Source organism: Massilia sp. MP_M2, from assembly GCF_039123635.1.
GTDB lineage: Bacteria > Pseudomonadota > Gammaproteobacteria > Burkholderiales > Burkholderiaceae_D > Telluria.
The window spans coordinates 31,032-57,373 of sequence record NZ_JBCHJF010000007.1; the positions used below are offsets into that span (position 1 = coordinate 31,032).

The window sequence follows — 26,342 nt, forward strand, 5'->3', positions numbered from 1 at the left end:
GTGCGGCCTGAGGCGCGCTACGCATGGCGTTTGGCTGCGCAATCATCCGGATCGTAGGGTGGACGGCTGCGCCGTCCACGCGGTGATCGTTGGCGATACTGTTATCCGGAATGATAGCGGAGCCACAATATCCATCCCGCAAAACTTACGTTCGGATACCAAACCAGACCAAACCGGCTCCGCTTGCTGCCCCATCACCGCGCCGCCAACTATCACCGCGTGGGCGGCATAGCCGCCTGCGCGGCCCGGCCCACCCTACAAAAACGGGCCTCACGGCCCGTTGTTTGATTACTGCTTGTTGGCAGCCATCTGTGCTGCGACTTCAGCTGCGAAGTCGTCGACCTTCTTCTCGATGCCCTCGCCCACCACGTACATGGTGAAGCCCTTGACGGTGGTGTTTGCCGCCTTGATCATCTGTTCGATCGACTGCTTGTCGTTCTTGACGAACGCCTGGTTCAGCAGCGAGACTTCTTTCAGGTACTTCTGCACCGAGCCATCGACACGCTTGGCGACGATCTCGGCCGATTGTGGCTGCTTGCCTTCGGCGACGGCCTTGTCGGCATCTTCCTTGGCTTTCAGTTCAGCAACCGAACGCTCTTTTTCGATCATGTCTGCTGGCACTTGCTCCGACGACAGAGCGACTGGCTTCATGGCAGCGATGTGCATGGCCAGGTCCTTGCCGACTTGCTCGTCCGCACCTTCGAAATCGACGATCACGCCGATACGGGTGCCGTGCAGGTACGACGCCAGCTTGCCGGTGGTTTCGAAACGCTGGAAACGACGCACGGTCATGTTCTCGCCGATCTTGCCGATCAGGCCAGTACGGACGTCGTCGAAGGTACCACCTTCGTGCGGCAGTGCTGCCAGGGCAGCGACGTCAGCCGGGTTGTTTTCGGCGACCAGGCGTGCTGCCAGGTTTACGAGTGCCAGGAAATCGTCGTTCTTCGCGACGAAGTCGGTTTCGCTGTTGACTTCAACCAGCGCGCCAACATTGCCCGAAATATAGGTAGCAACAACGCCTTCAGCGGTTACGCGTGCCGATGCCTTCGATGCTTTGCCACCCAGCTTGACGCGCAGGATTTCTTCAGCACGGCCCATGTCGCCTTCGGCTTCGGTCAGTGCTTTTTTGCATTCCATCATTGGTGCATCGGTCTTGGCGCGCAGTTCGCCAACCATTGCTGCAGTAATAGCTGCCATAGTGTGTTCTCCTAAATGTGTATCCAGGGGTGCAGTCCGCCAATAATGAGCGTCCTGCAAGTATTTAGCTTAAAAAAAGGGGGGCTCGACAGTCCGGCGCCCCCTTCTATGTGGCAGCAGGCACATGGCCTGCCATCACTTATGCCTGCTCGGAAACTTCGACGAAGTCGTCGCCGCCGGCTGCCTTGACCATGTCAGCCACTTCGTTGGTCGCGCTGGCGCGGCCTTCGATGATCGCATCGGCAACGCCGCGTGCGTACAGGCTGATGGCTTTCGACGAGTCATCGTTACCCGGGATGATGTGGGTCACGCCTTCTGGCGAGTGGTTGGTGTCGACGATGCCGATGACCGGGATGCCCAGCTTGCCGGCTTCGGTGATCGCACCTTTGTGGTAACCGACGTCAACGACGAAGATCGCGTCTGGCACGCCGCCCAGATCCTTGATGCCGCCGATCGACTTTTGCAGCTTGATCATTTCGCGCGAGAACATCAGCGCTTCTTTTTTCGACATCTTCTCGACCGAGCCGTCTTCGACCAGGACTTCCATCTCTTTCAGGCGCTTGATCGACGTCTTGATGGTCTTGAAGTTGGTCAGCATGCCGCCGAGCCAGCGCTGGTCGACGTAAGGCACGCCGGCGCGCTGCGCTTCAGCAGCGATGATTTCGCGTGCTTGACGCTTGGTGCCGACCATCAGGATCGTGCCGCGGTTGGCGGAGATCTGCTTGATGGTTTTCATCGCATCCTGATACATCGCCATGGTTTTTTCCAGGTTGATGATGTGGATCTTGTTGCGATGACCGAAGATGAACGGTGCCATCTTTGGATTCCAGAAACGGGTCTGGTGGCCGAAGTGAATACCGGCTTCCAGCATTTCGCGCATAGTAACGGACATGTAATTCTCCAGGGTTGGGTCTTGAATGTGGCCAGTCACCAAGCAGGCACCCTTTTAGGGCCACATTCGCGATTTCTATCAATTAAAAAACTATATTTTTACAACGTTGCACGATGTGAATCCGAGCAACCCGAGATTCTAGCGGAATTGTCAGCATTATTCAAGCGTGCAATCGCAGCCGCGCGGGCCAGACGTCGCCCCGGGCTCGGCCCCTGGCTTACAGCAGGGGCGCGACATCCCTTATAATGGCGGCCATACTGCCCCGACCATTGCCACCCCGGTCGCCGGGCGCTCACCCGATACCACGCAGGATACGACTCTCCTATGGCCACCATCATCAAGACCCTCGAAGAAATCGACGGCATGCGCACCGCTTGCCGCCTCGGCTCGGAAGTGCTGGACTATATCACTCCATTCGTCAAGCCCGGCGTCACCACCGGCGAGCTCGACCGCCTGGCCTACGAGTACATGGTCAACGTGCAAGGCACGATCCCGGCCACGCTCAACTACGCCCCGCCCGGCTATCCGCCGTTCCCCGGCTCGATCTGCGCTTCGCTCAACGACGTGATCTGCCACGGCATTCCGGGCGACCGCGTGCTCAAGAGCGGCGACGCGCTCAACATCGACATCACGCCGATCACCAAAGAAGGCTTCCACGGCGACAACAGCCGCATGTACCTGGTCGGCGAGCCGTCGATCATGGCGCGGCGCCTGGCCGAAGTCACCTTCGAGTGCATGTGGCTGGGCATCGCCGCCGTCAAGCCGGGCAAGCACCTGGGCGACATCGGCCATGCGATCCAGCAGCACGCCGAAAAGAACGGCTACAGCGTGGTGCGCGAATTCTGCGGCCACGGCGTGGGCCGCTCGTTCCACGAAGAGCCGCAAGTGCTGCACTACGGCCGTCCGGGCACCCTCGAAGTCCTGCAACCCGGCATGATCTTCACGATCGAGCCGATGATCAATGCCGGCAAGCGCGACATCAAGGAAATGCCGGACGGCTGGACGATCAAGACGAAAGACCGCAGCCTGTCGGCGCAGTGGGAGCACACGGTGCTGGTCACCGAGACCGGCGTCGAAGTCTTGACGCTGTCGGCCGGCAGCCCGCCGCCGCCGGCCATCGCCCTGCCGCTGCTCGGGCCGGACTTTGTCTCTTCTGCGCCTGCGCTTGCCCCTGCCAGCGCGGCCGCATAAGGAGTCGCCATGGGTCACGCCGAACACCTGGACACCGTCCGCGCCACGCTGCGCCAGCGCCTCAAGAACGAGCGCCAGCTCGTGTTCCAGGCGTTCCAGGAAGACGGCATGCCCGAAAAACTGCTGCGCAACCTGCGTCAGGTCGTCGATGCGGTCCTGATCGACGCCTGGCAGGCGGCCGGCCTTCCAGCCGGCACCGCGCTGGTGGGCGTGGGCGGCTACGGGCGCGGCGAACTGTTTCCGTATTCCGATGTCGACCTGCTGATTCTGCTGGCCGCCCCGCCGGACGCGATCACGCAGGCGCGCCTCGAAGGCCTGGTCCAGCTGCTGTGGGACCTGGGGCTGGAGATCGGCCACAGCATCCGCACGGTCGAGGAATGCCTGATCGAGTCCGCGGCCGACATCACGGTACAAACGAGCTTGCTCGAAGCGCGCCTGGTCACCGGCAACGAGCCGCTGTTCGACGAATTGCAGCGGCGTTACCGCGATGCGCTCGACCCACAGGCCTTCTTCCGGGCCAAGACGGCCGAGATGCGTCTGCGCCACGCCAAGCACGAATACACGGCGTTCGCGCTCGAGCCGAACGTCAAGGAAAGCCCGGGCGCATTGCGCGACCTGCAGGTGATCATGTGGGTGGCCAAGGCCGCTGGCCTGGCCGACAGCTGGGGCCAGCTGGCCACACGCGAACTGATCACGCGCATGGAAGCGCGCCAGCTGATGGAAAAGGAAAGCGCCTTCAAGGACATCCGCATCCGGTTGCACCTGCACACCAAACGTCGCGAGGACCGGCTGGTATTCGACGTCCAGACGGCGATTGCCAACACGCTCGGCCTGGTCGCCACCGACGATGGCCCGAACCTGCGCCGCCCGAGCGAACTGCTGATGCAGCGCTACTACTGGGCCGCCAAGACGGTCACGCAGCTCAACACGATCCTGCTGCAGAATATCGAGGCCCAGCTGTTCCCGCAGCCGGCCGTCGCCTTCCCGATCAGCGCCCACTTCCTGCAGATGGGCAACCTGATCGACATCGCGCAGGACGATACGTTCGAGCAAACGCCCACGGCGATCCTCGAACTGTTCGTCGTGATGACCGAACGCCACGACATCAAGGGCATGACGGCGCGCGCCACCCGCGCGCTATGGCATGCCCGCACCCGCATCGACGACGCCTACCGCGCCGATCCAGTCAACAAGGCCCTGTTCCTGCGCGTGCTGCAGGCCCCGCGCGGCATGGTCCATGCGCTGCGCCGCATGAACGAATTCGGCATCCTGGGCCGCTACCTGCCGGCGTTTCGCAAGATCGTCGGGCAGATGCAGCACGACCTGTTCCACGCCTACACGGTCGACCAGCACATCATGATGGTGGTGCGTAACCTGCGCCGCTTCACGATGCCCGAACATGCGCACGAATACCCGTTCTGCAGCCAGCTGATTGCCGACTTCCGCGACCGCTGGGTGCTGTACGTGGCCGCCCTGTTCCACGATATCGCCAAGGGGCGCGGGGGCGACCACTCCAAACTCGGCATGGACGACGCACGCCAGTTCTGCAGCAGCCATGGGATGACCGAGGCCGACACCGAACTGGTGGTATTCCTCGTCGAGCAGCACCTGACGATGTCGCAGGTCGCGCAAAAGCAGGACTTGTCCGATCCCGACGTGATCGCGGCGTTTGCCGCCGTCGTCAAGGACGAGCGCCACCTGACGGCGCTGTACCTGCTCACCGTGGCCGACATCCGCGGCACCAGCCCGAAGGTCTGGAATGCCTGGAAGGCCAAGCTGCTCGAAGACCTGTACAAGACGACGCTGCGCGTGCTGGGGGGCGAACCGCATTCGGCCGACCGCGAGCTGCGCATGCGCCAGAAAGAGGCGCTGGCCACGCTGCGCCTGTTTGGCCTGCCGGTCGATGCGCACGAAGCGTTGTGGAAGCAGCTGGACGTCGCGTACTTTTTGCGCCACGACGCGTCCGACATCGCCTGGCAGACGCGCGCCCTGCATGACAAGGTCGACAGCGCCAAGCCTGTCGTGCGCGTGCGCCTGGCGCCGATCGGCGAAGGCCTGCAGGTGGCCGTGTACATCAAGGATCAGCCCGACCTGTTCGCGCGCATCTGCAGCTATTTCGACCGCAAGGATTTCTCGATCCTCGACGCCAAGATCCACACCACGCGCCACGGCTACGCGCTCGACAGCTTCATGGTGGCCGACGAACACTTCGCCGGCAGCTACCGCGACATCATCAACCTGATCGAGCACGAACTGAGTGCACTGCTCGTGTCGCAGGAGCCGCTGCCGCCACCGTGCCGCGGGCGCCTGTCGCGCATGTCGCGCACGTTCCCGATCACGCCGACGGTCGAAGTACGGCCCGACGAACGGGGCCAGTTCCATGTGCTGTCGATCGCCGCCAATGACCGTATGGGCCTGCTGTATGCGGTATCGAGCGTGCTGACGCGCTACCGCATCAATCTGCACACCGCCAAGATCATGACGCTGGGCGAACGGGTCGAAGACGTGTTCCTCGTCGATGGTCCAGCCCTGAACAACCCGCGCATCCAGGTCCAGCTCGAAACCGACCTGCTCGACGCGCTCAAGATCTGAATTACCCTCTTACCGAAAAGCCTTGATCATGACCGAACCGCTCCGCCTCTCCAAACGAATGTCCGAACTGGGCCTGTGCTCGCGCCGCGAAGCCGATGAATGGATCGCGCGCGGCTGGGTGCGGGTGGACGGCCAGGTCGTCTCGGAGCTGGGCAGCAAGGTGCTGCCGACGCAGCGCATCACGGTCGAGCGCCAGGCCGCCGCCGAGCAATCCAAGCGCGTCACGGTGCTGATCCACAAACCGGTCGGCTACGTCAGCGGCCAGGCCGAAGACGGCTACACGCCGGCCGTGGCACTGATCAAGCCCGAGAACCGCTGGGCCGAGGATCCATCGGCCGAGCAGTTCCACCCGACCCAGTTGCGCAGCCTGGTGCCATGCGGGCGCCTGGACATCGATTCGGTGGGCCTGCTGGTGCTGTCGCAGGATGGCCGCATTGCCAAGCAGCTCATTGGCGAGACAACGTCGATCGAAAAGGAATACCTGGTGCGTGTGCAGTACACCAAGCCAGGCACGCTCCCCGACAGTGAACTCAAGAAGCTCAAGCACGGCCTGTGGATGGACGGCAAACCGCTGCTGCCAGCCAAGGTGCGCTGGCAGAACGAAGACCAGCTGAGCTTCACGCTGATGGAAGGCCGCAAGCGCCAGATCCGGCGCATGTGCGACATGGTGGGACTGAAGGTGCTGGGCCTGAAACGCGTGCGGATCGGGCGCGTCAAACTGGGCGATCTGCCGGTTGGTCAGTGGCGGTATCTGACGCCGGAAGAAGGTTTTTAAGCCCTTCGGATTCTATATTGGCCGGTAGCGCGCGGCTGTTCTGGCTGTAACCATCACCGCGTGGGCGGCATATCCGCCCACCCTACGGCACATTTTCATCCACTATCCCGTTGACGTAGCGTGGACGGCTGCGCCGTCCACGCGGCGGATGTCAGCCGCGCCGATGTCGCGCCGGGTGTTCCCACAACGGCCAGGTTACGGCAACGGCGCGTCCTCGGCCACCAGCCCCTCGCTACGCAACGCCTCCCAGAACGCCTTCGGAATCGCCATCTCCATCAACACCGCATTGCGCCGCAGGTGCTCCGGGCTGCTCGCGCCCGGGATGGTCGCGGCGACCACCGGGTGTGCCAGACCGAACTGCAGCGCGGCCGCCGCCAGGTCGACGCCGTGCTCTACCGCTACTTTACGCAAGCGTTCACGCTGCGCAAGCTTGCCCGCATCGGCCGGACCGTAATCGTAATTTGGCCCGCCGGCCAGGAAGCCCGAATTGAACGGCCCGCCAATGACGACCTTGGCGCTACGTTCGGCGCACAGCGGGAACAGTTCGGCCAGCGGCGTCGTTTCCATCAGCGTGTAGCGCCCGGCCAGCAGGAAGATATCGGGGTCGGCATCCCGCAGCGCGCGCAGGCACGGTTCGACCGTGTTGACGCCCAGGCCCCAGGCCTTGATGACCCCCTCCTCGCGCAGCTTCGTCAAGCCCTCGAAGGCGCCGCCCGGACCGGCGGCGATCCGGTAGTAGTGGTCGAACTGGTCGCCGAACATGTCGGGCGACAGGTCGTGCACGTAGACGATGTCGATGGATGCCAGCGCCATGCGCTGCAGGCTGTCCTCCACCGAGCGGCGCGCACCGTCGGCCGTGTAGTCGATGACGCGCTTGAATGGCAAGGCGCCGACGAACGGCGCGGCGATCTCGCCCGGGCTGGACGACGCCAGCAGGCGGCCGACCTTGGTCGAGAGCGTGTAGTCGGCGCGCGGGCGGCGGCGCAGCGCGTGGCCGAAGCGGTGCTCGGACAAGCCCGCGCCGTAATGCGGCGCGGTGTCGAAGTAGCGGATGCCAGCATCCCATGCGGCATCGGCGGTTGCCTGGGCTGCTTCATCGCTGGTGGCGTGGTACATGTCGCCAAAGCCCGTGCCGCCCAGGCCCAGGCGCGTGATTGGTTGATAGCGCTGTGTCATTGGGTGTCCCTTGTGCGTGGATCAGGAACAAATTCTGCCTGACGCGCGCCGACCCCGTCGCACAGCAGCCTAGCGCGGGCGCCGTTCGATCTGCACGAGCGCGGCGCCCAGCACCTCGAGGTCGACCGGCTTGGCGAACAGGTCGTGGAAGCCCGCGGCGCGCGCCTCGGCGCGGTCTTTTTCCTGCGCGTAGCCGGTCACCGCGATCAGGATCGCATGGCCGGTTTCGGCCCTAGCACGCAGCGCCCGCGCCAACTCAAACCCATTCATCTCAGGCAGGCCGATATCGAGCAGGCACACGTCCGGCTCGAACAGCGGCAGCGACGCCAGCGCCTCGCGCGCCGAATGCGCGACCGACACCGTATGGCCCAGCGTCTCGAGCAACAGCGCGAGCGTCACGGCGGCGTCTTCGTTATCGTCGACCACGCCGATGCGCAGCGCGGCCGGATTGCGTTGCGGCGCATCCGGCACGGCAACCGGCGCAGCGACGCTGGCACGCAACGACAGCGGCAGCGTGACCCGGAACGTGCTGCCACAACCCGGCCCGTCGCTACTGGCGCTCACTTCGCCGCCATGCAGCTTGAGCAGACTGCGCACGAGCGCCAGGCCGATGCCCAGGCCGCCCTGACTGCGATCCAGGCCGCGCGTGCCCTGCGAGAACAGGTCGAATGCGCTGGCGATCAGCTCGGGCGACATGCCGATGCCGTCGTCGCGGATCGCCAGGTCGAGCATCGCGCCGCGTGTCGACATGCGCACTTCGATGCGCCCGCCCTCAAGCGTGTACTTGGCCGCGTTACTCAGCAAATTGGTCATGACCTGCACCAGGCGCTTGCGATCACCCACGACCAGCGCCGACGCCGGCATCGCCTCCAGCACCAGCCGATGGCCATGCTTCTCGATCAGCGGCCGGACCTGCTCGATGGCGTCCGCCAGGACCGCCTTCAGATCGAGTTCAACGAATTCGAGTTCCACCTTGCCGCGCGTGACACGCGACACGTCGAGCAGGTCGTCGATCAGCGACGTCATGTGACCGGCCTGGCGCGCGATGATGTCGGCGGCGCGCTGCACCATGCTCGGCTGGAGCTCGAAATTCGACAGCATCGTGGCGGCCGAGACGATCGGCGCCAGCGGATTGCGCAGCTCGTGCGCCAGCATCGCGAGGAATTCGTCCTTGCGCTGATCTGCGCAGCGCAGCGCCTCGTTCAGGGATTCCTGCTCGGCCAGCGCCTGACGCAGCTCGATCTGGCTCATGACCTGGTGCGCCATCGTCGTGAGCATGAACTGCTGCTGCTCGGTCAGCCCTTCCGGCCGGGGCTTCCTGTCGAGCACGCACAGGGTGCCAAGCGGCACACCGTCGCGCGTGCGCAGCACGGCGCCGGCATAGAAGCGCAGGCCGCCCTCGGCCGTGACGAGCGGATTGCAGCTGAAGCGGGGATCGTCCTGCGTGTCGGTCACGATCATCTGCTCTAGCAGCAGCGCATGGCGGCAGATCGAATTTTCGAGCGGCATTTCGCGCGTTCCCAGACCGATCTCCGACTTGAACCATTGCCGCCCGCGCGCAATCAGGTTGACGGCAGCGATCGGCGCATCGAGCAGCTGGCTGACCAGGCGCACCACGTCATCGAACGAGCGTTCCAGCGGCGTATCGAGGATGCCGAAGGAATCGAGGACGGCGAGGCGTGCTTCTTCATCGAAGTTGGCAGAATTGGACGTCATCGCGGGAACGCTTCAAAGGGGCATGGTAAAAGGAAGCCGGCATCGGCAACCGGCGCAAGGGGTACGGGTCACGGGGCACGGGGCACGGGGCACGGGGGACGTACCATGCAAGTATGGCAGGCCCAGGCATGCCTGCCGGCTTGCCATTATAAATACCAAACCGCCACCGTGCATATGCACGGCGTCCACGAAACTGTGCATGCCAGCCGAGGCGAGACGCTAGTTGCGGTTGCGATCGGCGAGAAACTGGATGGCGCGAGGATGCTGCGGGTTCGCGAAGAACTCCGCAGGCGTGCCCTTCTCGAGGATTTTGCCTTCGGCCATGAACCAGATACGGTCGGCCACGTCGCGTGCAAAGCCCATCTCGTGGGTCACGCACACCATCGTCATGCCCTGCTTTGCCAGCGCGCGCATCACTTGCAGCACCTCGCCCACCATCTCCGGGTCGAGCGCGCTGGTCGGCTCGTCAAACAGCATGATCGAAGGACGCATGGCCAGCGCGCGGGCAATCGCCACGCGCTGCTGCTGGCCACCCGACAGCGCATCGGGATAGGCATCGGCCTTGTGGGCCAGGCCCACCTGGTCGAGCAGCAGCATCGATTGCTCCCGTGCTTCGGCCTTGCTGGCGCGCTTCAGTTGCACCGGTGCGAGCATGCAGTTCTCGAGCGCCGTCAGGTGCGGGAACAGGTTGAATTGCTGGAACACGAAGCCGATGCCGGCGCGCAGCGCGTTCACGTCGACGCCTTTCGCGTGGATGTCTTGCCCGGCAATGGCAATGCGGCCACCATTGATGTCTTCGAGACGGTTGAGCGTGCGGATCAGCGTCGACTTGCCCGAACCCGACGGCCCGCACACGACCAGTACTTCATTATTTTCCACGCGCTCGGTGATGCCCACCAGCGCGTGATAGTCGCCGTAATACTTGTTGACGTTATCCAGAACGATCATCGTTCGCTTCTTTCAAGAATTCAGCCCGCCACGACCGGCCGCCGTTGCAGGCGCCGTTCGAGCAGGAAGGCCAGGCGCGACAGGCCAAAGCACAGGACGAAATAGGTCAGCGCCAGGATCAGGTACACCTCCACCGCGCGGGTGAACACGAGCGTGTTGATCTGGGTGGCGATGAACGAGACTTCCGACAGGCCGATGATGTAGCCCAGCGAGGTCGCCTTGATCGTCGAGACCAGCTGGTTCACGATCGACGGCAGGCCGTGGCGCAAGGTCTGCGGCAGCACGATGTGGCGCAGCGCCTGGCCGTAGCCCAGGCCCAGCGAACGGGCACTTTCCAGCTGCCCTTTCGGCAGTGCGCGAATGCCCGCCGCCACGATCTCGGCCAGATACACGCTGTCGAACACCACCAGCACGATCAGCATCGTCATCGCCTGCGAGGTCTTCACGCCGGTCACCGCCGGCAAGAAGAAGTACACCCAGAACAGCACCAGCAGCAGCGGCACGGCGCGCACGAGTTGCACGAACGCGCCCACCGGCAGGCTGATGGCGCGCCGGCGGCTCACGCGCGCGATGCCCAGCATCAGGCCAAGCGGCATGGCCAGCACCAGCGCCGCGCCAGAGAGCAGGATGGTCAGCACGAGCCCGCCCAGCGGGCCGTCCGGGTATTGGCCGACCAGGAAGTACAGCCAGTAGGTATCGATCAGTTCCAGCATCGGGACGCTTTCATGGTCAGAGCGCCGTGCGCACCGGATAGCGGCGCTGGAACAGGTACGCCGCCGCCGAAATCAGCAGCGAGACAGTCAGGTAGGCCAGCGTGGCGAAGGTGAATGCTTCGAGGCTGCGAAAGCTCGCCGTCTCGACGCGCGCAGCCTGATACATCATCTCGGCCGCGCCGATCACGGTGGCCACGCTGGTATCCTTCCACAGATTGACCGTCTGCGACAGAAGCGGGGGCACCGAGGCGCGCAGCGCCTGCGGCAGCAGAACGAGCCGCACCGCAGCGGCGCGGCCCAGGCCCAGCGAACGGGCCGCTTCCAGCTGGGTCGCGGGCACCGCGCGGATCCCGCTGCGGATATCCTCGGCCATATGCACGCCGCTGTAGAGCGTAAGCGCGATCACGGCGCATACCGCCTCGGGATTGTTCGCGTACAGGATCTCGCGCAGCCCCTCGGGCAACAGCTCGGGGAACGCAAAATACCAGAACAGCAGATGCGCCAGCAGCGGCACATTGCGGATCGATTCGACGAGCGTGGCGCCAACCGCGCGCAGTGGCCCGGACGACGAGGTGCGCATCACCGCCACCAGCGCGCCGAACGGCAGCGCGAAGGCAAAGCTGATGACGGTCAGCTGGATCGACAGGATGAAGCCCTGCACCAGCCAGTCGTGATACTGGCCGGATTGCAGGATGGTCGGATCGAACAGTGCCAAGGTCAGATCTTGTCAGTGCTGATCTTGAATGCCCGCTTGGCGATATTGGCGCGTGTGCCGGGGCCGTACCATTTATTGAACAGGTCTTCGGCCGCGCCGCTCGCCTCGAGCTCGCGCAGGGCCTGGTCGACGACGGTCTTGACGCCCGCCTCACCCTTGCGCAGGCCAAGGGCAATCGGCTCGACGCCGATCGACTGCGGCAGGATCACGAAGTCTTTCGCGGTCGGGCCCAGTTTGCCGTAGTCGGCCAGCAGCGACGACTCGTCATTGACATAGGCCGCGCCCTTGCCCTGGCGCAGCGCCTGGAACGCTTGCTGGGTGTTCTCGAAGGTCACCACATTGGCCGTCGGTACGGCCTTCTTGATATTGGTTTCCTGGGTGCCGCCGCGGACCGTGACGACCTTCTTGCCCGCCAGTTGCGGCAGCGCCGTGATGCCGCTGTTCTTGCGCACCATGACCTTCGAACCGGTGACGAAGTGGGTCAGTGCGAAATCAACCTGCGCTTCGCGCTCCTTGTTGTGCGTGAGCGTGGCGGCCAGGATGTCGACGTGCCCCTGCTGCAGCTCGGGAATGCGGGCCGACACGGCCAGCTGCTTGAACACGGGCTTGACGCCGATTTTCTTGGCCACGGCGGTGGCGACGTCGATCTCGTAGCCCACCAGCTGGCGGGTCTTCGGGTCGATGAAGCTGTTTGGCTCATCGGTGCCAAGCACCCCGAACACGATCTGGCCTTTCTTCTTGATGTCGGCCAGCTGGTCGGCGTGGGCCAGGCCCATCGTGAGCGAACTGCCCAGCGCAACGGCGCAGAGGATGAGGGAACGGCGGTTGATCATGCAAAAATCTCCAGCAACAATATTCGATGATCGTAGTATAGAACAAACACTTATATGGAAAAACGAATTATTCGCCATAAGATAATACTGTTATGTATATATGAACCGATCCGCACCGAACGAGGCGTGCGACTGATTCCGCGCAATATTGTCATAATTACCCTGTCACAAATGCGGAATACCCCATGCTGCTCGCCACCTACAACGTCAACAGTATCAACAGCAGGCTGGACGCCCTCTTGCACTATCTCGAGGAGCGCCAGCCGGACGTCGTGTGCCTGCAAGAGCTGAAGGCGCCGCAAGAGAAATTCCCGATTGCGGCAATCGAAGCTGCCGGCTATCACGCGCTGTGGCACGGACAGAAAAGCTGGAATGGCGTTGCAATCGTCACGCGCGAGCCGGCGCAGGAAGTCCAGCGCGGCCTGCCGGGCGACGACACGGACGAGCAGAGTCGCTACCTCGAGGTGGCGTACCAGGGCATCCTGATCGCCTGCCTGTACCTGCCGAACGGTAACCCGGCGCCCGGCCCCAAGTACGATTACAAGCTGGCCTGGATGGAGCGCCTGCGCCTGCGCGGCCTCGAGCTGCTCGCCGCTGGCGTGCCGGCCGTGCTGGCCGGCGACTTCAACGTGATTCCGACCGCGCGCGATGTCTACAAGCCCGAACGCTGGGCCGACGATGCGTTGTTTCGGGCTGAAACCCGCGCTGCATTCGAGCGCCTGATGGATCAGGGCTGGCTCGATTCGCTGCGCGCGCTGCACCCGGACGAGACGATCTACACGTTCTGGGATTACTTTCGCAATGCGTTCGGGCGCGATGCCGGCCTGCGCATCGACCACCTGCTACTGAGCCCTGCGCTGGCACCGGCGCTCGCAGCGGCCGGCGTGGACAAATTCATGCGCGGGCGCGAAAAGCCCAGCGACCACACCCCCACCTGGATTGAGCTCGACTTGAGCAAGTTTCCGGCCAGATTATCGGGCAAGCCCGCCTGACCCAATTCACGACGGCGCCCCTCTAGATGCGCCGCGACCACCACCATAAGGAATCTTCATGAAAAAACTTCTCATTCTTGCCGCCGCCCTCGCCCTGCCGATCGGTGCACAAGCTGCCTCGATGCCGGGCTTTTGCGCCAAGGGCATCGGCTCGGCCGAAGCCAAGGTCTGCGGCCACCCGGGTTCCGCCGAATCGGAAGGCCTGGTCTACGCGATGTACCGCGCAGCGCTGGAAAAAATCGATGCCGGCGCCGGCAAGACGCTGCAGGAACAGCACACCAAGTGGTGGGACGGCGTCAAGCAATGCGCCGACGCCAAGGACATGAACGGCTGCATCAACAATGCCTACGGCACCCGCGCCATGCAGCTGCAGACGGCCTACAAGGTCACCCAGGCCAAAGGCCCGGTGTCGTACTCGTGCAGCGACAAGAGCAAGATCACCGCGTTCTTCCTCGAGACCACGCCACCATCGATGGTCGCAGCGCGCAACAAGGAACACGTGCTGCTGCGCGGCGAGCCAAGCGACAACGGCGTCGCCTACGGCAACCGCGGCGAGCAGTTCAAGGAGCACAAGGGCAAGGTCACGATCAAGTGGGGCGAGAACGCCAAGGAACTGAGCTGCAAGAAGGCTTGATGAGCGCTTGACCCCGCACTGCGGGATGCTTGACGGGGGCGAACATGCGCTATGCTGTTCGCCCTTTCTTCATCTCGCCTCTGCCATGCTTTCGCCCGAACAGCTCTTTGGTTTTCTCGCCGCCGCCATCCTGATCACGCTCTCTCCCGGGCCTGATAACCTGATGGTGCTCAGCACCGGCATCGCCAAGGGCCGTCTGCGTGGCGTGGCCTTCGGGCTAGGCTGCGCCTTCGGTTGCCTGAGTCACACGCTGCTGGCTGTCGTCGGCGTGAGTGCACTGATCGCGGCCTCGCCCACGGCATTCACAGCGCTCAAACTCGCCGGTGGCCTGTACCTGATCTGGATGGGCTGGGGCGCCATTCGCAGCCGTGGCGGCGCGCGCGTGTCCGGCGACGGATTATCGAACGAACCGGCGCAGCGCCTGTTCGCCAAAGGCCTGGTGGCGGCGGCGATCAATCCGAAAGTGGTGCTGTTCTTTCTGTCGTTCCTGCCGCAATTTGTGGTTGCGGCGCGTGGTGACGCCAATCTGCAGATTGGCATGCTGGGGCTCGTCTTCACACTGCAGGCGGCCGTGATCTTTGGCCTGCTCGGCTACTTCTCGGGCACGATCGGCGGCTGGCTCAATCGCACCCCCACGGCCGGCATGTGGCTCGACCGGATCGCGGGGGCGGTGTTCATCGGACTGGGGCTGCGTTTGATCGTGGCCCGGTAGTCGTAGCGTAGTGACAGCGCGTAGTGATGCCGACGGCTCGTGGATCGGGCAGCGGTTGAACGCCGAGCGAAACGCGCGCGACGTGGCCATCACCTGGCGCCGCGCGCGATTCACCGACCCGAGCGGGCGGTGCTCGACGAGGCAGTTCCACTGGTCGTAGGCGATTTCGTCTTCCAGCTTTTCAAGCGACGCATCCCAGCTCGTTTGCGGTGCCAGGCGCACGCGCGCAACGGCGATGAACGGGCTCAGTTCCTGCGGCCACTCGACCGACGCATCCTCGATCGGCATCCTCTCGACATCCACGTTCAGCTGCACGCGCAGTTCCCACTCGCCGCCCTTCGACGCGAAGTGCGACCCGATCGCGTGACACTGGGCGTCGTCTTCGGTCTTGATCGATGCGCCATCCAGCGCCAGCAGTTCGGGCGCGACGGGCACCAGTGACAGCTTGGCCATGTACTGGCCGTACAGGTACGGGGTCTGGCTGAAGTAGGTTTCGCCCAACGGATGGTGCTGCGGCTCGCCGCCCAGCGCCTTGAGCATGCCGCTCTCGCCACCGACTGCTTCCAGTGCATTTTCAGCGGTGCGCAGCACGGCCGAAATGATCTTCTTGCCGGTTTCGGACGCGTTGGTGGTGGCTGCCAGCAGCTTCACGCTTTTCAGAAACCCCTGCGGATCGGGCGCCGAGAACACCGGGCGCGGCTGGCGTGGCCCCCGGCATCCGCGACCTTCTTGGCCATATTGGCAAATACGGTCTGCAGCGCGTGGATGGTTTCGGATTCGTCGAGGCCGACGTGTTCGAACTCGCTACGAAAAACGAGGGGATTGGCTGGTGCGGTCGTCGTCATTGGTGGCTCCTGAAATGAAGCGTCCAATGTAGCGAACTTCGACCATCCTCGATGTACGCCAGAACACCGTCCCGCCCACGCGCCGTTACAGCATGATGACGACCTGCGCCGCCTGGCCCTTCTTCGCCGCGACCGGTACTTCGAGCAGGTGCTGCTGGGCGTTGAACACAAAACGTACGGCGCGCCCGTCGACCGTTACTGCGCGGGGCTTGGCCACCACATTGTGCACCTTCAGCGAAAAGCCCCGTTCGGCAGCGGTCATGGCATTGCCGGTTTCGGTGGCAAAGCCGATCTCGAGGCGCGCTTTGCCGTCCGTCTCGAGCAGGCGGCTGGTGAAGCGCACGATCTCGTACTTGCCCGCCGCGAACGCACCCGCCGTCTCGCCATCGTCGTCATACAGTTTGCCGTTTGACGTCTCGATCGAGGCATCGTGGTAATAATGCAGGTCGATCTGACGACCCGTGTAGTCGCGCGTGGTCTGCACCACCTTCGCCATCGGCACGAACGCGCCGGCGCGCACATAGACCGGGATGTTGGCGTCGACCGGCCGCACGGTCTCCAGGATGCCCCCCTTGTGCACCTGGCCCGTATGGAAGTCGAACCACACACTGCCCGTGGTCGGGAAGTACACCTCGGCGCGCGTGGCGCCCGGCTTGACGATTGGCGTGACCAGAAAATCCGGGCCCCACAGATAGGTCGACGAGCGTTCGATCGGCTGCGCCGGATCGGTTTCGACGAACATCAGGGGGCGCATCAACGGCATGCCGGTCTGCTCGTTGTCGAAGGCGATCGTGTAGTTATACGGCAGCATCGCATAGCGCAGCCACACCGCTTCGCGCGCCAGCACCTTGGTGCGCTCGGAGCGCAGCACGGGCTCGGACGCCACCGCCTCTTGCGCATGCGGGCGGAAGATCGGCTGGAACACGCCGTACTGCAGCCAGCGCACGTACAGTTCGTCGTCGAGCACCGCCCCGGCAAAGCCGCCCAGGTCCGAGTGCATATAGGCCAGGCCCTGCATGCCCATCTGCAGCGAGATTTCCATTTGCGACTGCAGACCACCCCAGCTGCGGCTGACGTCACCCGACCAGGGAATCATGCCGAAGCGCTGCGAGCCCGAGTAACCCGCGCGCATCAGGATGAACGGGCGCTCGGCCGGGAATTCACGCTTGTAGCCTTCGGCGATCAGGCGCGCCCAGTCGTGGCCATAGACATTGTGAACCTGGTCGGCCGTGCCCGTGCCGTGCACCAGGTTCGACGGGTGCAGTTCGGGCTCGCCCAGGTCGCCCCACCAGCCAGTCACGCCGCCCTTTTTCAGATCGCGGTAGATGTTCCACCACCAGTCGCGCCCTTCCTTTTTGTACAGGTCGATCAGGCCCGTATTCCCGAAGTAGAAGTCATACCTGGCCGGCTTGCCGGCGCCATCCAGCGCCAGCACGTTCCTGTCGACCGCTTCCTGCCAGCGTTTGGACGTGGTGAGCACGAACGGCTCGGTGATGACGACGGTCTTGACGCCCCTGCCCTTGAAGTCGGCCATCATTTTTTCGGCGTGCGGGAACGTGTCGCGGTCCCAGTCCATATTGCCCATCGTGCCCTGCACCGTCTTGCCGAACCAGTACAGGTCGAGCACGACAGCGTCGAGCGGGATCTTCTCTTGCGCGAACTTGTCGACGATGGCGCGCGTCTCGGCCTCGGTCTTGTAGCCGAAGCGGCTGGCGAAATTGCCGAAAGCCCAGCGCGGCGGCAGCGGCTGGCGGCCTGTCAGATCGGTGTAGCCGGCCATGACGGCGTCCCAGCTCTCGCCTGCGACGACCTGGTACGTTTTGCGCCCGCCGATGACCTCATAGCGCAGCGTGCCATCCTTGCGGCTGTCGAAATCGAGCCAGCCGACCTGCGGATTGTCGAAGTGGATCGCGTATTTTTTCGACGACAGCGCCACCGGGATCGTGAAGTTGAGCAGCTCGGCGCGTTCGGCGTAGCCGTAGTCGGCCTTGTTGTACAGGCGCAGGCGGTTGCCGCGCCGGTTCATGCCGAGCGCACGCGCCCCGCCGCCGTACAGCGCTTCGCCATCGTCGAGGCCAAATTCGATGGTGTCCATGCCGTCGACGCGGCCGAAGCCACGCTTTTCCGCCACGAGCGGCTTGCCCTTGTACGTATAAGCGATGCGAAACGGCTTGCGCTCGACCGTGACGGCGATGCCGTCGGTCGCATACGTGATGCGCGCGCCGTCGTCGTTGAAGGTGGCCGGCGCCTGCACCGGCGCCAGGATCACCGCATGCGAGGCCGGCTCGAACTTCTCGCCGTTCGGGACGAAGGTGGTCTCGACGATCGCGCTCGAATAGGGCTTGATCAGGTAGCGCCCGTCAGCCGTCGCGATCTCGAGCGTGTTGCCGTTCTGCGTGACGCTCTTGAACTGGCGCTCGGCGTTCTGCGCGAACGCCAGCGTGCTGGTGGCCAGTGGGAGTGCGGTGATGCACAGGGCAAGGCGGGCGATCGTGGCGGTTGTCATGTCTTCGATGTCGTGATGTCAGGTTGGGCGGCTGCAGCCGAAGCATGACAGAATTCGGCCGCGACCAACAGCCTCGCCCTACACGAAACCTGAAGACCGTTCGCTGCCTGGCGGGTAGCGGACACCGGGCAAATGGCACCATTGCGCATGCCGCCCGAGATGCGGGCTGCATGAAAATGACATAGAATCGTCGGATTTTGCGCGCCGGCCTGGCCCGGGCGCAGTCGCAAAGGACTTGTATGGACATCGCACACGCTCACCCGGTCAGCCAGACCCGCTCATTCGCCACGATCGCGCTGATCGAATTGTGGGAGCGCTTCGGCTACTACGGCATGCAGGCGCTGATCGTGTACTTCATGGTGCAGCGCCTGGGGTTCGATGACACCCGCGCCACGCTGGTGTGGGGCGCGGCTGCCGCCCTGATCTATGTCGCACCCGCGATCGGCGGCTGGATCGGCGACAAGGTGCTGGGCACGCGCCGCTCGATGGTGATCGGCGCCATCATCCTCTCGCTCGGCTACGCGCTGATGGGCATCCCGACGACGAATACCTGGCTGACGTTTTCGGCGCTCGGCGTGATCGTTGTTGGCAACGGCCTGTTCAAGCCCAATACCGCCAACCTGGTGCGCAAGATCTACGAAGGCAATGACTCGAAAATCGACAGCGCCTTCACCATCTACTACATGGCCGTCAACGTCGGCTCGACGGTGTCGATGCTGGCCACGCCGGCGATCAAGGACCATGTCAACGCCAACTACGCTGGCCAACTTGGCTGGCACGTGGCGTTCGCGTTCTGCAGCGTGGGCCTGTGGGTGGGCTTGATCACCGTGGGCCTGTTGCGCCGCACGGTCAAGCATATCGGCTCGCCGCCGGATAACTTGCCGCTCGACTGGGGCAAGCTCGCGCTGGTGCTGGGCGGCGGCGTGCTGGCCGTGATCGCGTCGGCCTTCATCCTCGAATACGGCTGGCTCGCGCGCCTGTTCGTCTACCTGGCGGGCCTGGTCGTGCTGGGCATCTTCATCCACCTGATCCGCACCAGCCAGACCAGCGAACGCGCGGGCCTCGTCGCCGCGCTGGTCCTGACGCTGCAGACGGTGTTCTTCTTCATCTTTTACCAGCAGATGTCGACGTCGCTGTCGCTGTTCGCGCTGCGTAACGTCGACCTGGACTTCAGCCTGTTCGGCAGCCACCTGTTTACCTGGTCGCCGGCGCAGTTCCAGGCGCTCAACGCCATCTGGATCATGCTGCTCAGCCCCGTGCTGGCCTGGGTCTACACGCGCGCGAGCAACGCCGGCCGCGACCTGTCGATCGCCGCCAAGTTCGCGCTGGGCTTTGCCGTCGTCGCGGCAGGCTTCTTCACGTATGGCTTCGCTGGCGCCTTTGCCGTCAATGGTCTGACCTCGTCGTGGATCATGATCGCCGGGTACGGCCTGTATTCGCTGGGCGAACTCCTGGTGAGTGGCCTGGGACTGGCCATGATCGCGCGCTACGTGCCGGCGCGGATGGGCGGCTTCATGATGGGCGCCTACTTCGTGGCGGTCGGCATTTCGCAATACCTGGGCGGCGTGGTAGCGACGATGGCCAGCGTGCCGCAAGGGATGACCGACCCGCTGCAAACACTCCCGATCTATACGAGCCTGTTCAACAAGCTGGGCCTGGCGGCGATCGCCTGCACGCTGATCGCACTGGCTGCGCTGCCGCTGATGCGCCGCCTGACGGCCGAGCACCACACGCACCGGTAGGCTTCTTGTAAGATGGCCGGATTGCTTCTTTCCAGATCCGGCCATCATGCCTTCCAATTCCCTCGACACCACCCTGCAGGTCGCGCAGCGCGTGCACGCCATCGAACCGTTTCGCGTCATGGAGATGGTCAAGGCCGCCGCCCTGCTGCGGCGCGCGGGCCACGACATCATCAGCATGAGCGTCGGCGAGCCCGATTTCACGGCGCCCGACATCGTGGCAGATGCGGCTGTCGCCGCGATCCGTGGCGGCGTCACGCAATACACCGAGTCGCTCGGCCTGTCCGAGCTGCGCACCGCGATCGCTGGCCACTACGCCGCCACGCAGGGCCTGGACATCGATCCCCGTCGCATCGTCATCACCGCCGGCGCGTCGGCCGGCCTGCTGCTGGCCTGCGCGGCGCTGGTCGGCCAGGGCGACGAGGTCTTGATGCCCGATCCCTCATACCCATGCAACCGCCATTTCGTGACCAGCTTCGGCGGCACGCCGATCCTGGTGCCGGCCTCGTTCGAGGACCGCTACCAGCTCGGCGCGCACCACGTGCACGAGCGCTGGAAGGCGCGCACGCGCGGTGTGCTGGTGGCCTCACCCTCCAACCCCACCGGCACGTCGATGACGCCAACGCAGCTGCGCGACATGCTGGCCGCCGTGCGCGCGCGCGGCGGCTTCGCCATCGTCGACGAGATCTACCAAGGGCTGTCATACGACCACGTGCCGGTCAGCGCGCTGGCACTCGACCCGGATGTGATCACGGTGAACAGCTTCTCGAAATACTTCAACATGACGGGCTGGCGCCTTGGCTGGCTCGTGGTGCCCGACAGCCTGGTGCCGGTGTTCGAGAAGCTGGCACAGAACCTGTTCATCTGCGCGCCGACGATCGCGCAGCACGCGGCGCTGGCCTGCTTCCAGCCCGAAGCGCTGGCGATCTTCGAAGCGCGCCGCCAGGAATTCCGGCGCCGCCGCGACTATCTGGTGCCCGCCTTGCGCGAGCTCGGGTTCGGCGTGCCGGTGATGCCCGACGGCGCGTTCTACGTGTACGCCGACATCAGCGGACTCGATCATCCGCTGCGGGGAGACAGCGCGGCGCTGAGCATGGCGCTGCTCAATGACGCACACGTGGCGATCGTGCCGGGTGACGACTTCGGCGTGGCCGCGCCGGCGCGGCATGTGCGCTTTTCGTATGCGACCAAGTACGAGCGGATCGAGGAAGCAGTGGCGCGGCTGGCGCGTCAGCTAGGGCGCTGAGCACCCGGCTCAGGGAGTGCGGGGCCGATTGCAGGTTGTGGGCGGCGCTGCCTGCCTTGCCGCGGCATGGCCGTCAAGTGTCGGACACCGGCCATTCTGTGACAAGGTCAACGAAGGCAAGCAGCGGTGCCGGCCTGCGTCTGCTTGGGGAGCTAAGGCTTGGGGCCGTCGAATCGCTGCCATCATGCTTCAGGACAGGCTCGAGACTGCCGTTCTCGCCATACGGATCGAGCCAGTTCCTGAATGTGCCGACCAATCCAGGTCCGGCGTGCGCCAGTTCGATGCCGGCAGCTCCAGCATCGACGCCGATGATCAACCGAGTCACCGGATCAATGGTGATTTTTTCACCGTCATGCTCGAAGTCCCAGGCAGTCAGTGCGCCGCTTGCAAAGCGAAGACGGACGCACTGATGCCACATGAACCCGCGGGGATGCCCGGGGTGGCCATGCGCCAGCAGATACGATGGCGCCGCGGCGAGCGCCAACGCCTGTCAGCGCAGACCAATGGGTACCGCAATCATGTCCTTGGCAAGATGTTCCGGATACCGGATGCCGGACACGGGCAGCACAAACCTGGGCAATCGTATCCGTCAGCCGGTCATCCACGACCAGTTCGACGCGTACTGCAGGGGCGGCGGTATGTCGACCATGACCGAACTGGCCATATTCAGTTTCAGTAATCCGGTCACTGACGTCGACGAGGTGCGGGTCTCCTGCAGAGCGGCGCGCAGGTTTCGATGGCTGATCATGCTGAGAATGTCACGAAGAGCAGGTCACCTTTGACAGGATGACTACACGCATGCGCCACAGCATCCGGTGCGCGCAAAGCGCAAGTGCGACTGCCGGGGATGGATAGAAAGCCCGGTAGGCCCTGACGCAACGCGCCCACCGGCCAGCGCCTCGACCAGCGTGGCCGACGCCACCTGTTTCAGCCGGTAGCGATGGAAACCTGCAGACAGCGCGCGCGGTCGTTCGGCTGGCCATGACCCGACAGTGCCACCGGCAGCAGGCGCGCCGTCAGTTCGAAGCCATCAATGACGGGCAAGCCGGTGTCGCAGACGATGGGGGCGAAGGGTCTCGCGAACAGGGTCAGGAAAAGAGCCGTCGTAAAAGTAGAGCTATCACCTGAAACCAAGCGACATACAGAGACCGCGAACAGTACAGCGGCTGAACCGTATCGAATGGGTTATTTGCTGGCGGCTGCAAGACCAATGCTCTTGGGTGCACTTCATGATTGGCGCTTCGGAAGGGCTATACCGTTACTGATCACAGCTGCTATCGCGGTTCTTGGCTCCATCGTAGGCATGTTGGCGGGGCGCGATATTCATCTGGAACCCGCCTCTTGGAAAAATAGAGAAACTAGGGGCGTCGGTGAACAGCTGGGGCCATACGTTGGGGGCAAGCGCAACCATCTGTCCATTAGTCACGCTGAAGGATATGCCTTATCTGGTACTTTCCAACATCCCGCCCAGAGCGGTGTACCAGAGCAAAACTGCGATTGCACCGCCCGCATAAAGGAAACGTCGCCATGACGATGACATCAACAGGCCTCGATCCGGGCTGCTTGCGGAATACCGGGGTGAAGGCAAGGCGCGACTACGCCCCTGACGCAACGCACCAGCCCGCCAGCGCCTCGACCAGCGTGGCCGACGCCACCGGCTTGACCAGGTAGCGATCGAAGCCGGCGGCCAGCGCCCGCGCGCGGTCACTCGGCTGACCATAACCCGACAACGCCACCGTGAGCGGGCGCGGGGTTGGCTGCGCGGCGCGCAGACGCGTCATCAGTTCGAGGCCGTCGATGCCGGGCAAGCCGATGTCGCAGACGATGGCGTCGAAGCCTCCTTCGAGCGCGAGTGCCAGGCCGGCGTGGCCGTCGGCCGCGATCTCGACGTCGTGGCCTTCGAATTCAAGCAGCAGGCGCAGGACGTCGGAGGCGTCGCTATTGTCTTCGATGACCAGGATGCGGCACCTGGCGACGGCCGCCTGCAGCGGCGCAGCGGCGGGGACGAGCGGCGCGCCGGCCGCCGATTGCGGCAGGCGCACGGTGAAGGTGCTACCCTGCCCCGGGCCATCGCTGCCGGCGGTCACGCTACCGCCATGCATATTGACCAGGTTGCGCACGACGTTCAGGCCCACGCCCAGCCCGCCCTCGGAGCGCGCCAGCGTGCGCGGTCCCTGCGTAAACAGCTCGAACGCGCGCCCGATCGTCTCGCCAGACATGCCGGCGCCGTTGTCGGCGACGGTGACCGCGACGCCCTGCTCGCAGCGCACGCTGACGGCGAGCTGGCCGCCGTCCTGCGTGTACTTGGAAGCGTTGCTGAGCAGATTGGTGAAAACCTGCGTCAGGCGCACGCGGTCGCCGTCGACGACGAGATCACGCACGTCATGGGTGATCGTGAGGTTCTGTCCGCGCTCGCGCACGCGCGGCATGACCGTCTCGGCGGCGTGTTCCAGCACTTCGGCCAGTTGCAGCGGCTCGATCGCCAGCGTAATCTTGCCGCTGCTTAGGCGGGCGGCATCGAGCAGGTCGTCGAGCAGGCGCGCCATATGGTCGACCTGGCGCTGGATGACGGCCGTCAGGCGCGCCAGCGGCAGGCTGGCGACCGGCCCGCGCTCGAGAAGGCCCGCCGAGACGCTGATCGGCACCAAAGGATTACGCAGTTCGTGCGCCAGCATGGCCAGAAATTCGTTCTGGCGCCGGTTGTTCTCTTCGGCGTCGTCGCGCGACGTTTGCGCGTCGACAGCGGCCAGCACCAGGTGTTCGTTGGCTTCGCGCAGACTCACGGCCAGCGCGTTGCTGGCTTCGAGCTCGCACCGCAGCCGTGCGTTTTCGCGCTCGAGTTGCGCAAGACGGCTTTCGGGGGACGATGCCGCGTTGGCCGGAAGCGCCGTCATCCCCGTCATTCAGGCCCCGCGCGAGGTCGGCAGACCATGCAGCACGCCCTCGTGCGCTGTGCTGATCGGATCGATGTGAATGCCGGCGGCATCGATATGGAACTCGCGCAGATCGGCACTGTGGCCGCTGCCGCGCACCTTGACCACCGAGATGAAGCGGCGTAGCTGGCCCGCGCTCTCACCAAATCGCATCAGGACGACCGCATCGGTGAGGTAGGCAACTTCGGACTGGCTAAAGCGCAGATGCGTGAAGTTGTCGTCCATCCCCATCGTCACGAGTACCGTCACATTGCGCTTGGCCAGCGCCGTGAGCATCTGGAACACGGTGGAGCGCAACTGGTTTCGCCCTTCCGGCGCCAGGTACAGCGACAGCTCGGACAGTGAATCGACCACCACCCGACGCGCGCCGGTGCGGTCGATCGCCTCGTTCAGCGCCTCGAGCACCTCATCGACCGTCAGGTCGATCATGCGGCTTTCGAGCACCTCCACATCGCCGGCAGCGACCAACGCCGCCAGTTCGGCGTTGCGCAGGCGCGACGTGCTTTTCTCGAACGACAGGGCCACGCCCTTGTCGCCGCGGCGCGCGCCATCTTGCAGGAAACGCGTGGCCAGGATGGTCTTGCCGCAGCCGCTGGGGCCCGTGACCAGCAACGAATGCCCCTGCGGCAGGCCGCCATGCAGCAGCACGTCCAGGTCGGGTGTGCCGGTCGGGATGCGAAGCACATCGTGCGCGGCCGACGCGTCCTGGTGGTGATCGTGGTAATCCTGTGCCAACGGCGGCAGCATGCGCGGATACACGCGGATGCCGTCATCGGTGATGCGGAAGGTGTGTGAGCCGTTCATGTGAGCCTGGCCGCGCATCTTCACCACGCGCATCTTGCGCACCACCGAATTGTCGTCATGCACGGGCGTCAGCGAGATCATGCCGTCGGCCACGGTCATGATCGGACTGGCTTCCAGGTCGCCATTCGTATATTCGCCGATCAGGAACGTGGTGGCTTGCCAGCTCGTCATGCGGGTGCCGAGATCCTGGATGAAAAGCTGCAGGTCCGCCACGCCCTCGCTGCCGCTGCGCGCCGTCTGCGCCACCGAGCGGAACGAATCGACGAACACAAGGCTCGGCGCGAAGTCTTCAACCTCTTTCATCACCCGCGCCAGTAACGCGCTGAAGTCGCCAGCGCGCAAGTCTTCGGCCAGGTTTACGTAACGCACCGCAGTACCGACTTTCTGCATGTCAAAAAAACTGTACTGCTGCTGATAGCGCAGCATTTTCAGGGGTGGCTCGCCCAACACCGTGAAGAACAACGCACGCCGCTCGCTCGTCGCGAGCGAAAACATGATCTGGTGAGCAAGCGTCGTCTTGCCCGAGCCCGGCGGCCCTGCGATCAGGTTGAAAGAAAATTCGCTCAATCCTCCTCCCAGCAGGACGTCGAGCCCTTGCACGCCGGTGCTCAATTTCCCAAGGGATACTTTTTCGCTCATTACTTGTGCTCCTGTACTTTCTTCTCTTCCCCGTCACCTGCAGCGGCATCGAGCAGGCGCCGCGCAAGTGCATGCCCGATCAGCGACGACAGCAGGCTGGTAAACGTCTGGAGCAAGGCGGCATGGGCCGCTTGTGCGAGGTCGGGTGCAACGCTGGCGAGCATGTCGTCCAGCGCGTTGATTTGGGCGTCGCGGGTTTTGCAAGGTGCGCCCGGGGCCAGCCATGCGTACTCGGGGCCGACCAGGCGCAGTGCGCGGCCATACAGCGCACAGAAACCGCTGTCGCCAATGAGTGGGCCCAACTGGTCGGCGATGCCCCGCCAGGACTGGATGAGTAAAAGGTGCTCGACGGAGCGCCCGGGATCGCCCTTACTCGTCATCATGTCTGGAGGAGAAAACAATTGCGGCCGATATCATCATTAAAGGTCCATGCACGCTGGAGTGCGGATTGGTCGTACCCTTGCGTCGTGTATTGCCCCGCGACAGGTTGGCAACATTATATCGTGGCTCGGCACCAAACTTTTTGAAAGCACGAACTAAATCA

Annotated in this window: 23 protein-coding genes and 1 pseudogene; 9 read left to right on the forward strand and 15 right to left on the reverse strand. The window is 64.1% G+C overall.

All coding sequences use genetic code 11. From position 1 onward, the window contains the following. Nucleotides 1-288: 288 nt before the first annotated feature. Together tsf and rpsB are read right to left on the reverse strand one after the other, a co-directional pair. Nucleotides 289-1,197, reverse strand: coding sequence for a translation elongation factor Ts (tsf, locus tag RCH14_RS15540; protein WP_343027008.1), 909 nt, complete (start codon nt 1,195-1,197; stop codon nt 289-291). Between the two features lie 139 nt (nt 1,198-1,336). Beyond that, complete coding sequence (gene rpsB / locus RCH14_RS15545) at nt 1,337-2,089, reverse strand: 30S ribosomal protein S2 (RefSeq protein WP_343027009.1); 753 nt, start codon at nt 2,087-2,089, stop codon at nt 1,337-1,339. 294 nt (nt 2,090-2,383) lie between these two features. On the opposite strand from rpsB, the pseudogene map reads away from it, so the two are divergent. From map to RCH14_RS15560, 3 genes and pseudogenes are all read left to right on the forward strand, one after another. Then, a pseudogene (map, locus tag RCH14_RS15550) lies at nt 2,384-3,280 on the forward strand (type I methionyl aminopeptidase); the annotation flags it as partial. 9 nt (nt 3,281-3,289) lie between these two features. After that, nucleotides 3,290-5,872: a [protein-PII] uridylyltransferase gene (locus RCH14_RS15555; protein ID WP_343027010.1), complete on the forward strand. Its 2,583-nt coding sequence runs from the start codon at nt 3,290-3,292 to the stop codon at nt 5,870-5,872. A 28-nt stretch (nt 5,873-5,900) separates the two neighbouring features. Further along, the gene (locus RCH14_RS15560) at nt 5,901-6,647 is read left to right on the forward strand and encodes a pseudouridine synthase (RefSeq protein WP_343027011.1); all 747 of its coding nucleotides are present in this window, start codon (nt 5,901-5,903) and stop codon (nt 6,645-6,647) included. Nucleotides 6,648-6,842: 195 nt separating this feature from the next. Here RCH14_RS15560 and RCH14_RS15565 read toward each other — a convergent pair whose 3' ends face one another. From RCH14_RS15565 to RCH14_RS15590, 6 genes are all read right to left on the reverse strand, one after another. Then, on the reverse strand, nt 6,843-7,823 hold the full coding sequence (locus RCH14_RS15565) for an aldo/keto reductase (RefSeq protein WP_343027012.1): 981 nt from the start codon (nt 7,821-7,823) through the stop codon (nt 6,843-6,845). A gap of 69 nt (nt 7,824-7,892) precedes the next feature. Further along, nucleotides 7,893-9,539 (reverse strand): ATP-binding protein, encoded by a 1,647-nt coding sequence (locus tag RCH14_RS15570; protein WP_343027013.1) that lies wholly within the window; start codon nt 9,537-9,539, stop codon nt 7,893-7,895. A 219-nt stretch (nt 9,540-9,758) separates the two neighbouring features. Further along, entirely contained in the window at nt 9,759-10,487 is a 729-nt protein-coding gene (locus tag RCH14_RS15575; protein ID WP_343027014.1) for an amino acid ABC transporter ATP-binding protein, read from the reverse strand. 20 nt (nt 10,488-10,507) lie between these two features. Further along, nucleotides 10,508-11,200: an amino acid ABC transporter permease gene (locus RCH14_RS15580; RefSeq protein WP_343027015.1), complete on the reverse strand. Its 693-nt coding sequence runs from the start codon at nt 11,198-11,200 to the stop codon at nt 10,508-10,510. Between the two features lie 16 nt (nt 11,201-11,216). Beyond that, entirely contained in the window at nt 11,217-11,915 is a 699-nt protein-coding gene (locus RCH14_RS15585; RefSeq protein ID WP_343027016.1) for an amino acid ABC transporter permease, read from the reverse strand. Between the two features lie 2 nt (nt 11,916-11,917). Continuing rightward, entirely contained in the window at nt 11,918-12,748 is an 831-nt protein-coding gene (locus RCH14_RS15590) for an ABC transporter substrate-binding protein (RefSeq protein ID WP_343027017.1), read from the reverse strand. Between the two features lie 185 nt (nt 12,749-12,933). Here RCH14_RS15590 and xth point away from each other — a divergent pair, with 185 nt between their 5' ends. The 4 genes from xth to RCH14_RS15610 all read left to right on the forward strand — a co-directional run bounded on the left by xth (nt 12,934) and on the right by RCH14_RS15610 (nt 15,527). Continuing rightward, nucleotides 12,934-13,740 carry an exodeoxyribonuclease III gene (gene xth, locus RCH14_RS15595; RefSeq protein WP_343027018.1) on the forward strand — a complete coding sequence of 269 codons (807 nt, stop codon included), beginning with the start codon at nt 12,934-12,936 and terminating at the stop codon, nt 13,738-13,740. A 58-nt stretch (nt 13,741-13,798) separates the two neighbouring features. Continuing rightward, nucleotides 13,799-14,374 carry an MliC family protein gene (locus RCH14_RS15600; protein WP_343027019.1) on the forward strand — a complete coding sequence of 192 codons (576 nt, stop codon included), beginning with the start codon at nt 13,799-13,801 and terminating at the stop codon, nt 14,372-14,374. Between the two features lie 85 nt (nt 14,375-14,459). Next, nucleotides 14,460-15,086 carry a LysE family translocator gene (locus tag RCH14_RS15605; protein WP_343027020.1) on the forward strand — a complete coding sequence of 209 codons (627 nt, stop codon included), beginning with the start codon at nt 14,460-14,462 and terminating at the stop codon, nt 15,084-15,086. Between the two features lie 129 nt (nt 15,087-15,215). After that, nucleotides 15,216-15,527, forward strand: coding sequence for a hypothetical protein (locus tag RCH14_RS15610; RefSeq protein WP_343027021.1), 312 nt, complete (start codon nt 15,216-15,218; stop codon nt 15,525-15,527). 215 nt (nt 15,528-15,742) lie between these two features. Here RCH14_RS15610 and RCH14_RS15615 read toward each other — a convergent pair whose 3' ends face one another. Both RCH14_RS15615 and RCH14_RS15620 read right to left on the reverse strand, forming a co-directional pair. Beyond that, entirely contained in the window at nt 15,743-15,931 is a 189-nt protein-coding gene (locus RCH14_RS15615) for a hypothetical protein (RefSeq protein ID WP_343027022.1), read from the reverse strand. Nucleotides 15,932-16,016: 85 nt separating this feature from the next. Then, nucleotides 16,017-18,437, reverse strand: a complete 2,421-nt coding sequence (locus RCH14_RS15620) for a TIM-barrel domain-containing protein (protein WP_343027023.1) — start codon at nt 18,435-18,437, stop codon at nt 16,017-16,019. A gap of 239 nt (nt 18,438-18,676) precedes the next feature. Here RCH14_RS15620 and RCH14_RS15625 point away from each other — a divergent pair, with 239 nt between their 5' ends. Further along, nucleotides 18,677-20,179, forward strand: coding sequence for an oligopeptide:H+ symporter (locus RCH14_RS15625; protein ID WP_343027024.1), 1,503 nt, complete (start codon nt 18,677-18,679; stop codon nt 20,177-20,179). A 46-nt stretch (nt 20,180-20,225) separates the two neighbouring features. Beyond that, the gene (locus RCH14_RS15630) at nt 20,226-21,422 is read left to right on the forward strand and encodes a pyridoxal phosphate-dependent aminotransferase (RefSeq protein ID WP_343027025.1); all 1,197 of its coding nucleotides are present in this window, start codon (nt 20,226-20,228) and stop codon (nt 21,420-21,422) included. Nucleotides 21,423-21,495: 73 nt separating this feature from the next. Here RCH14_RS15630 and RCH14_RS15635 read toward each other — a convergent pair whose 3' ends face one another. From RCH14_RS15635 to RCH14_RS15655, 5 genes are all read right to left on the reverse strand, one after another. Then, nucleotides 21,496-21,906: a hypothetical protein gene (locus tag RCH14_RS15635; protein ID WP_343027026.1), complete on the reverse strand. Its 411-nt coding sequence runs from the start codon at nt 21,904-21,906 to the stop codon at nt 21,496-21,498. 105 nt (nt 21,907-22,011) lie between these two features. Beyond that, nucleotides 22,012-22,170: a hypothetical protein gene (locus RCH14_RS15640; RefSeq protein WP_343027027.1), complete on the reverse strand. Its 159-nt coding sequence runs from the start codon at nt 22,168-22,170 to the stop codon at nt 22,012-22,014. Between the two features lie 847 nt (nt 22,171-23,017). Then, nucleotides 23,018-24,316: an ATP-binding protein gene (locus RCH14_RS15645; RefSeq protein WP_343027028.1), complete on the reverse strand. Its 1,299-nt coding sequence runs from the start codon at nt 24,314-24,316 to the stop codon at nt 23,018-23,020. Nucleotides 24,317-24,325: 9 nt separating this feature from the next. After that, the gene (locus RCH14_RS15650; protein WP_343027029.1) at nt 24,326-25,798 is read right to left on the reverse strand and encodes an ATPase domain-containing protein; all 1,473 of its coding nucleotides are present in this window, start codon (nt 25,796-25,798) and stop codon (nt 24,326-24,328) included. After that, nucleotides 25,798-26,181: a hypothetical protein gene (locus RCH14_RS15655; protein WP_343027030.1), complete on the reverse strand. Its 384-nt coding sequence runs from the start codon at nt 26,179-26,181 to the stop codon at nt 25,798-25,800. Before RCH14_RS15655 ends, RCH14_RS15650 begins: the two co-directional genes overlap by 1 nt. Nucleotides 26,182-26,342: the final 161 nt, after the last annotated feature.

Coding starts and splice junctions, on each gene's coding strand:
- RCH14_RS15560 (WP_343027011.1), top strand. CDS start 5,901: ATGACCGAACCGCTCCGCCTCTCCAAACGAATGTCCGAACTGGGCCTG.
- RCH14_RS15640 (WP_343027027.1), bottom strand. CDS start 22,170: ATGATCAGCCATCGAAACCTGCGCGCCGCTCTGCAGGAGACCCGCACC.
- RCH14_RS15615 (WP_343027022.1), bottom strand. CDS start 15,931: ATGACGACGACCGCACCAGCCAATCCCCTCGTTTTTCGTAGCGAGTTC.
- RCH14_RS15600 (WP_343027019.1), top strand. CDS start 13,799: ATGAAAAAACTTCTCATTCTTGCCGCCGCCCTCGCCCTGCCGATCGGT.
- RCH14_RS15575 (WP_343027014.1), bottom strand. CDS start 10,487: ATGATCGTTCTGGATAACGTCAACAAGTATTACGGCGACTATCACGCG.
- RCH14_RS15570 (WP_343027013.1), bottom strand. CDS start 9,539: ATGACGTCCAATTCTGCCAACTTCGATGAAGAAGCACGCCTCGCCGTC.
- RCH14_RS15645 (WP_343027028.1), bottom strand. CDS start 24,316: ATGACGGCGCTTCCGGCCAACGCGGCATCGTCCCCCGAAAGCCGTCTT.
- RCH14_RS15620 (WP_343027023.1), bottom strand. CDS start 18,437: ATGACAACCGCCACGATCGCCCGCCTTGCCCTGTGCATCACCGCACTC.
- RCH14_RS15555 (WP_343027010.1), top strand. CDS start 3,290: ATGGGTCACGCCGAACACCTGGACACCGTCCGCGCCACGCTGCGCCAG.
- RCH14_RS15625 (WP_343027024.1), top strand. CDS start 18,677: ATGGACATCGCACACGCTCACCCGGTCAGCCAGACCCGCTCATTCGCC.
- RCH14_RS15565 (WP_343027012.1), bottom strand. CDS start 7,823: ATGACACAGCGCTATCAACCAATCACGCGCCTGGGCCTGGGCGGCACG.
- RCH14_RS15605 (WP_343027020.1), top strand. CDS start 14,460: ATGCTTTCGCCCGAACAGCTCTTTGGTTTTCTCGCCGCCGCCATCCTG.
- tsf (WP_343027008.1), bottom strand. CDS start 1,197: ATGGCAGCTATTACTGCAGCAATGGTTGGCGAACTGCGCGCCAAGACC.
- rpsB (WP_343027009.1), bottom strand. CDS start 2,089: ATGTCCGTTACTATGCGCGAAATGCTGGAAGCCGGTATTCACTTCGGC.
- xth (WP_343027018.1), top strand. CDS start 12,934: ATGCTGCTCGCCACCTACAACGTCAACAGTATCAACAGCAGGCTGGAC.
- RCH14_RS15655 (WP_343027030.1), bottom strand. CDS start 26,181: ATGATGACGAGTAAGGGCGATCCCGGGCGCTCCGTCGAGCACCTTTTA.
- RCH14_RS15630 (WP_343027025.1), top strand. CDS start 20,226: ATGCCTTCCAATTCCCTCGACACCACCCTGCAGGTCGCGCAGCGCGTG.
- RCH14_RS15650 (WP_343027029.1), bottom strand. CDS start 25,798: ATGAGCGAAAAAGTATCCCTTGGGAAATTGAGCACCGGCGTGCAAGGG.
- RCH14_RS15580 (WP_343027015.1), bottom strand. CDS start 11,200: ATGCTGGAACTGATCGATACCTACTGGCTGTACTTCCTGGTCGGCCAA.
- RCH14_RS15590 (WP_343027017.1), bottom strand. CDS start 12,748: ATGATCAACCGCCGTTCCCTCATCCTCTGCGCCGTTGCGCTGGGCAGT.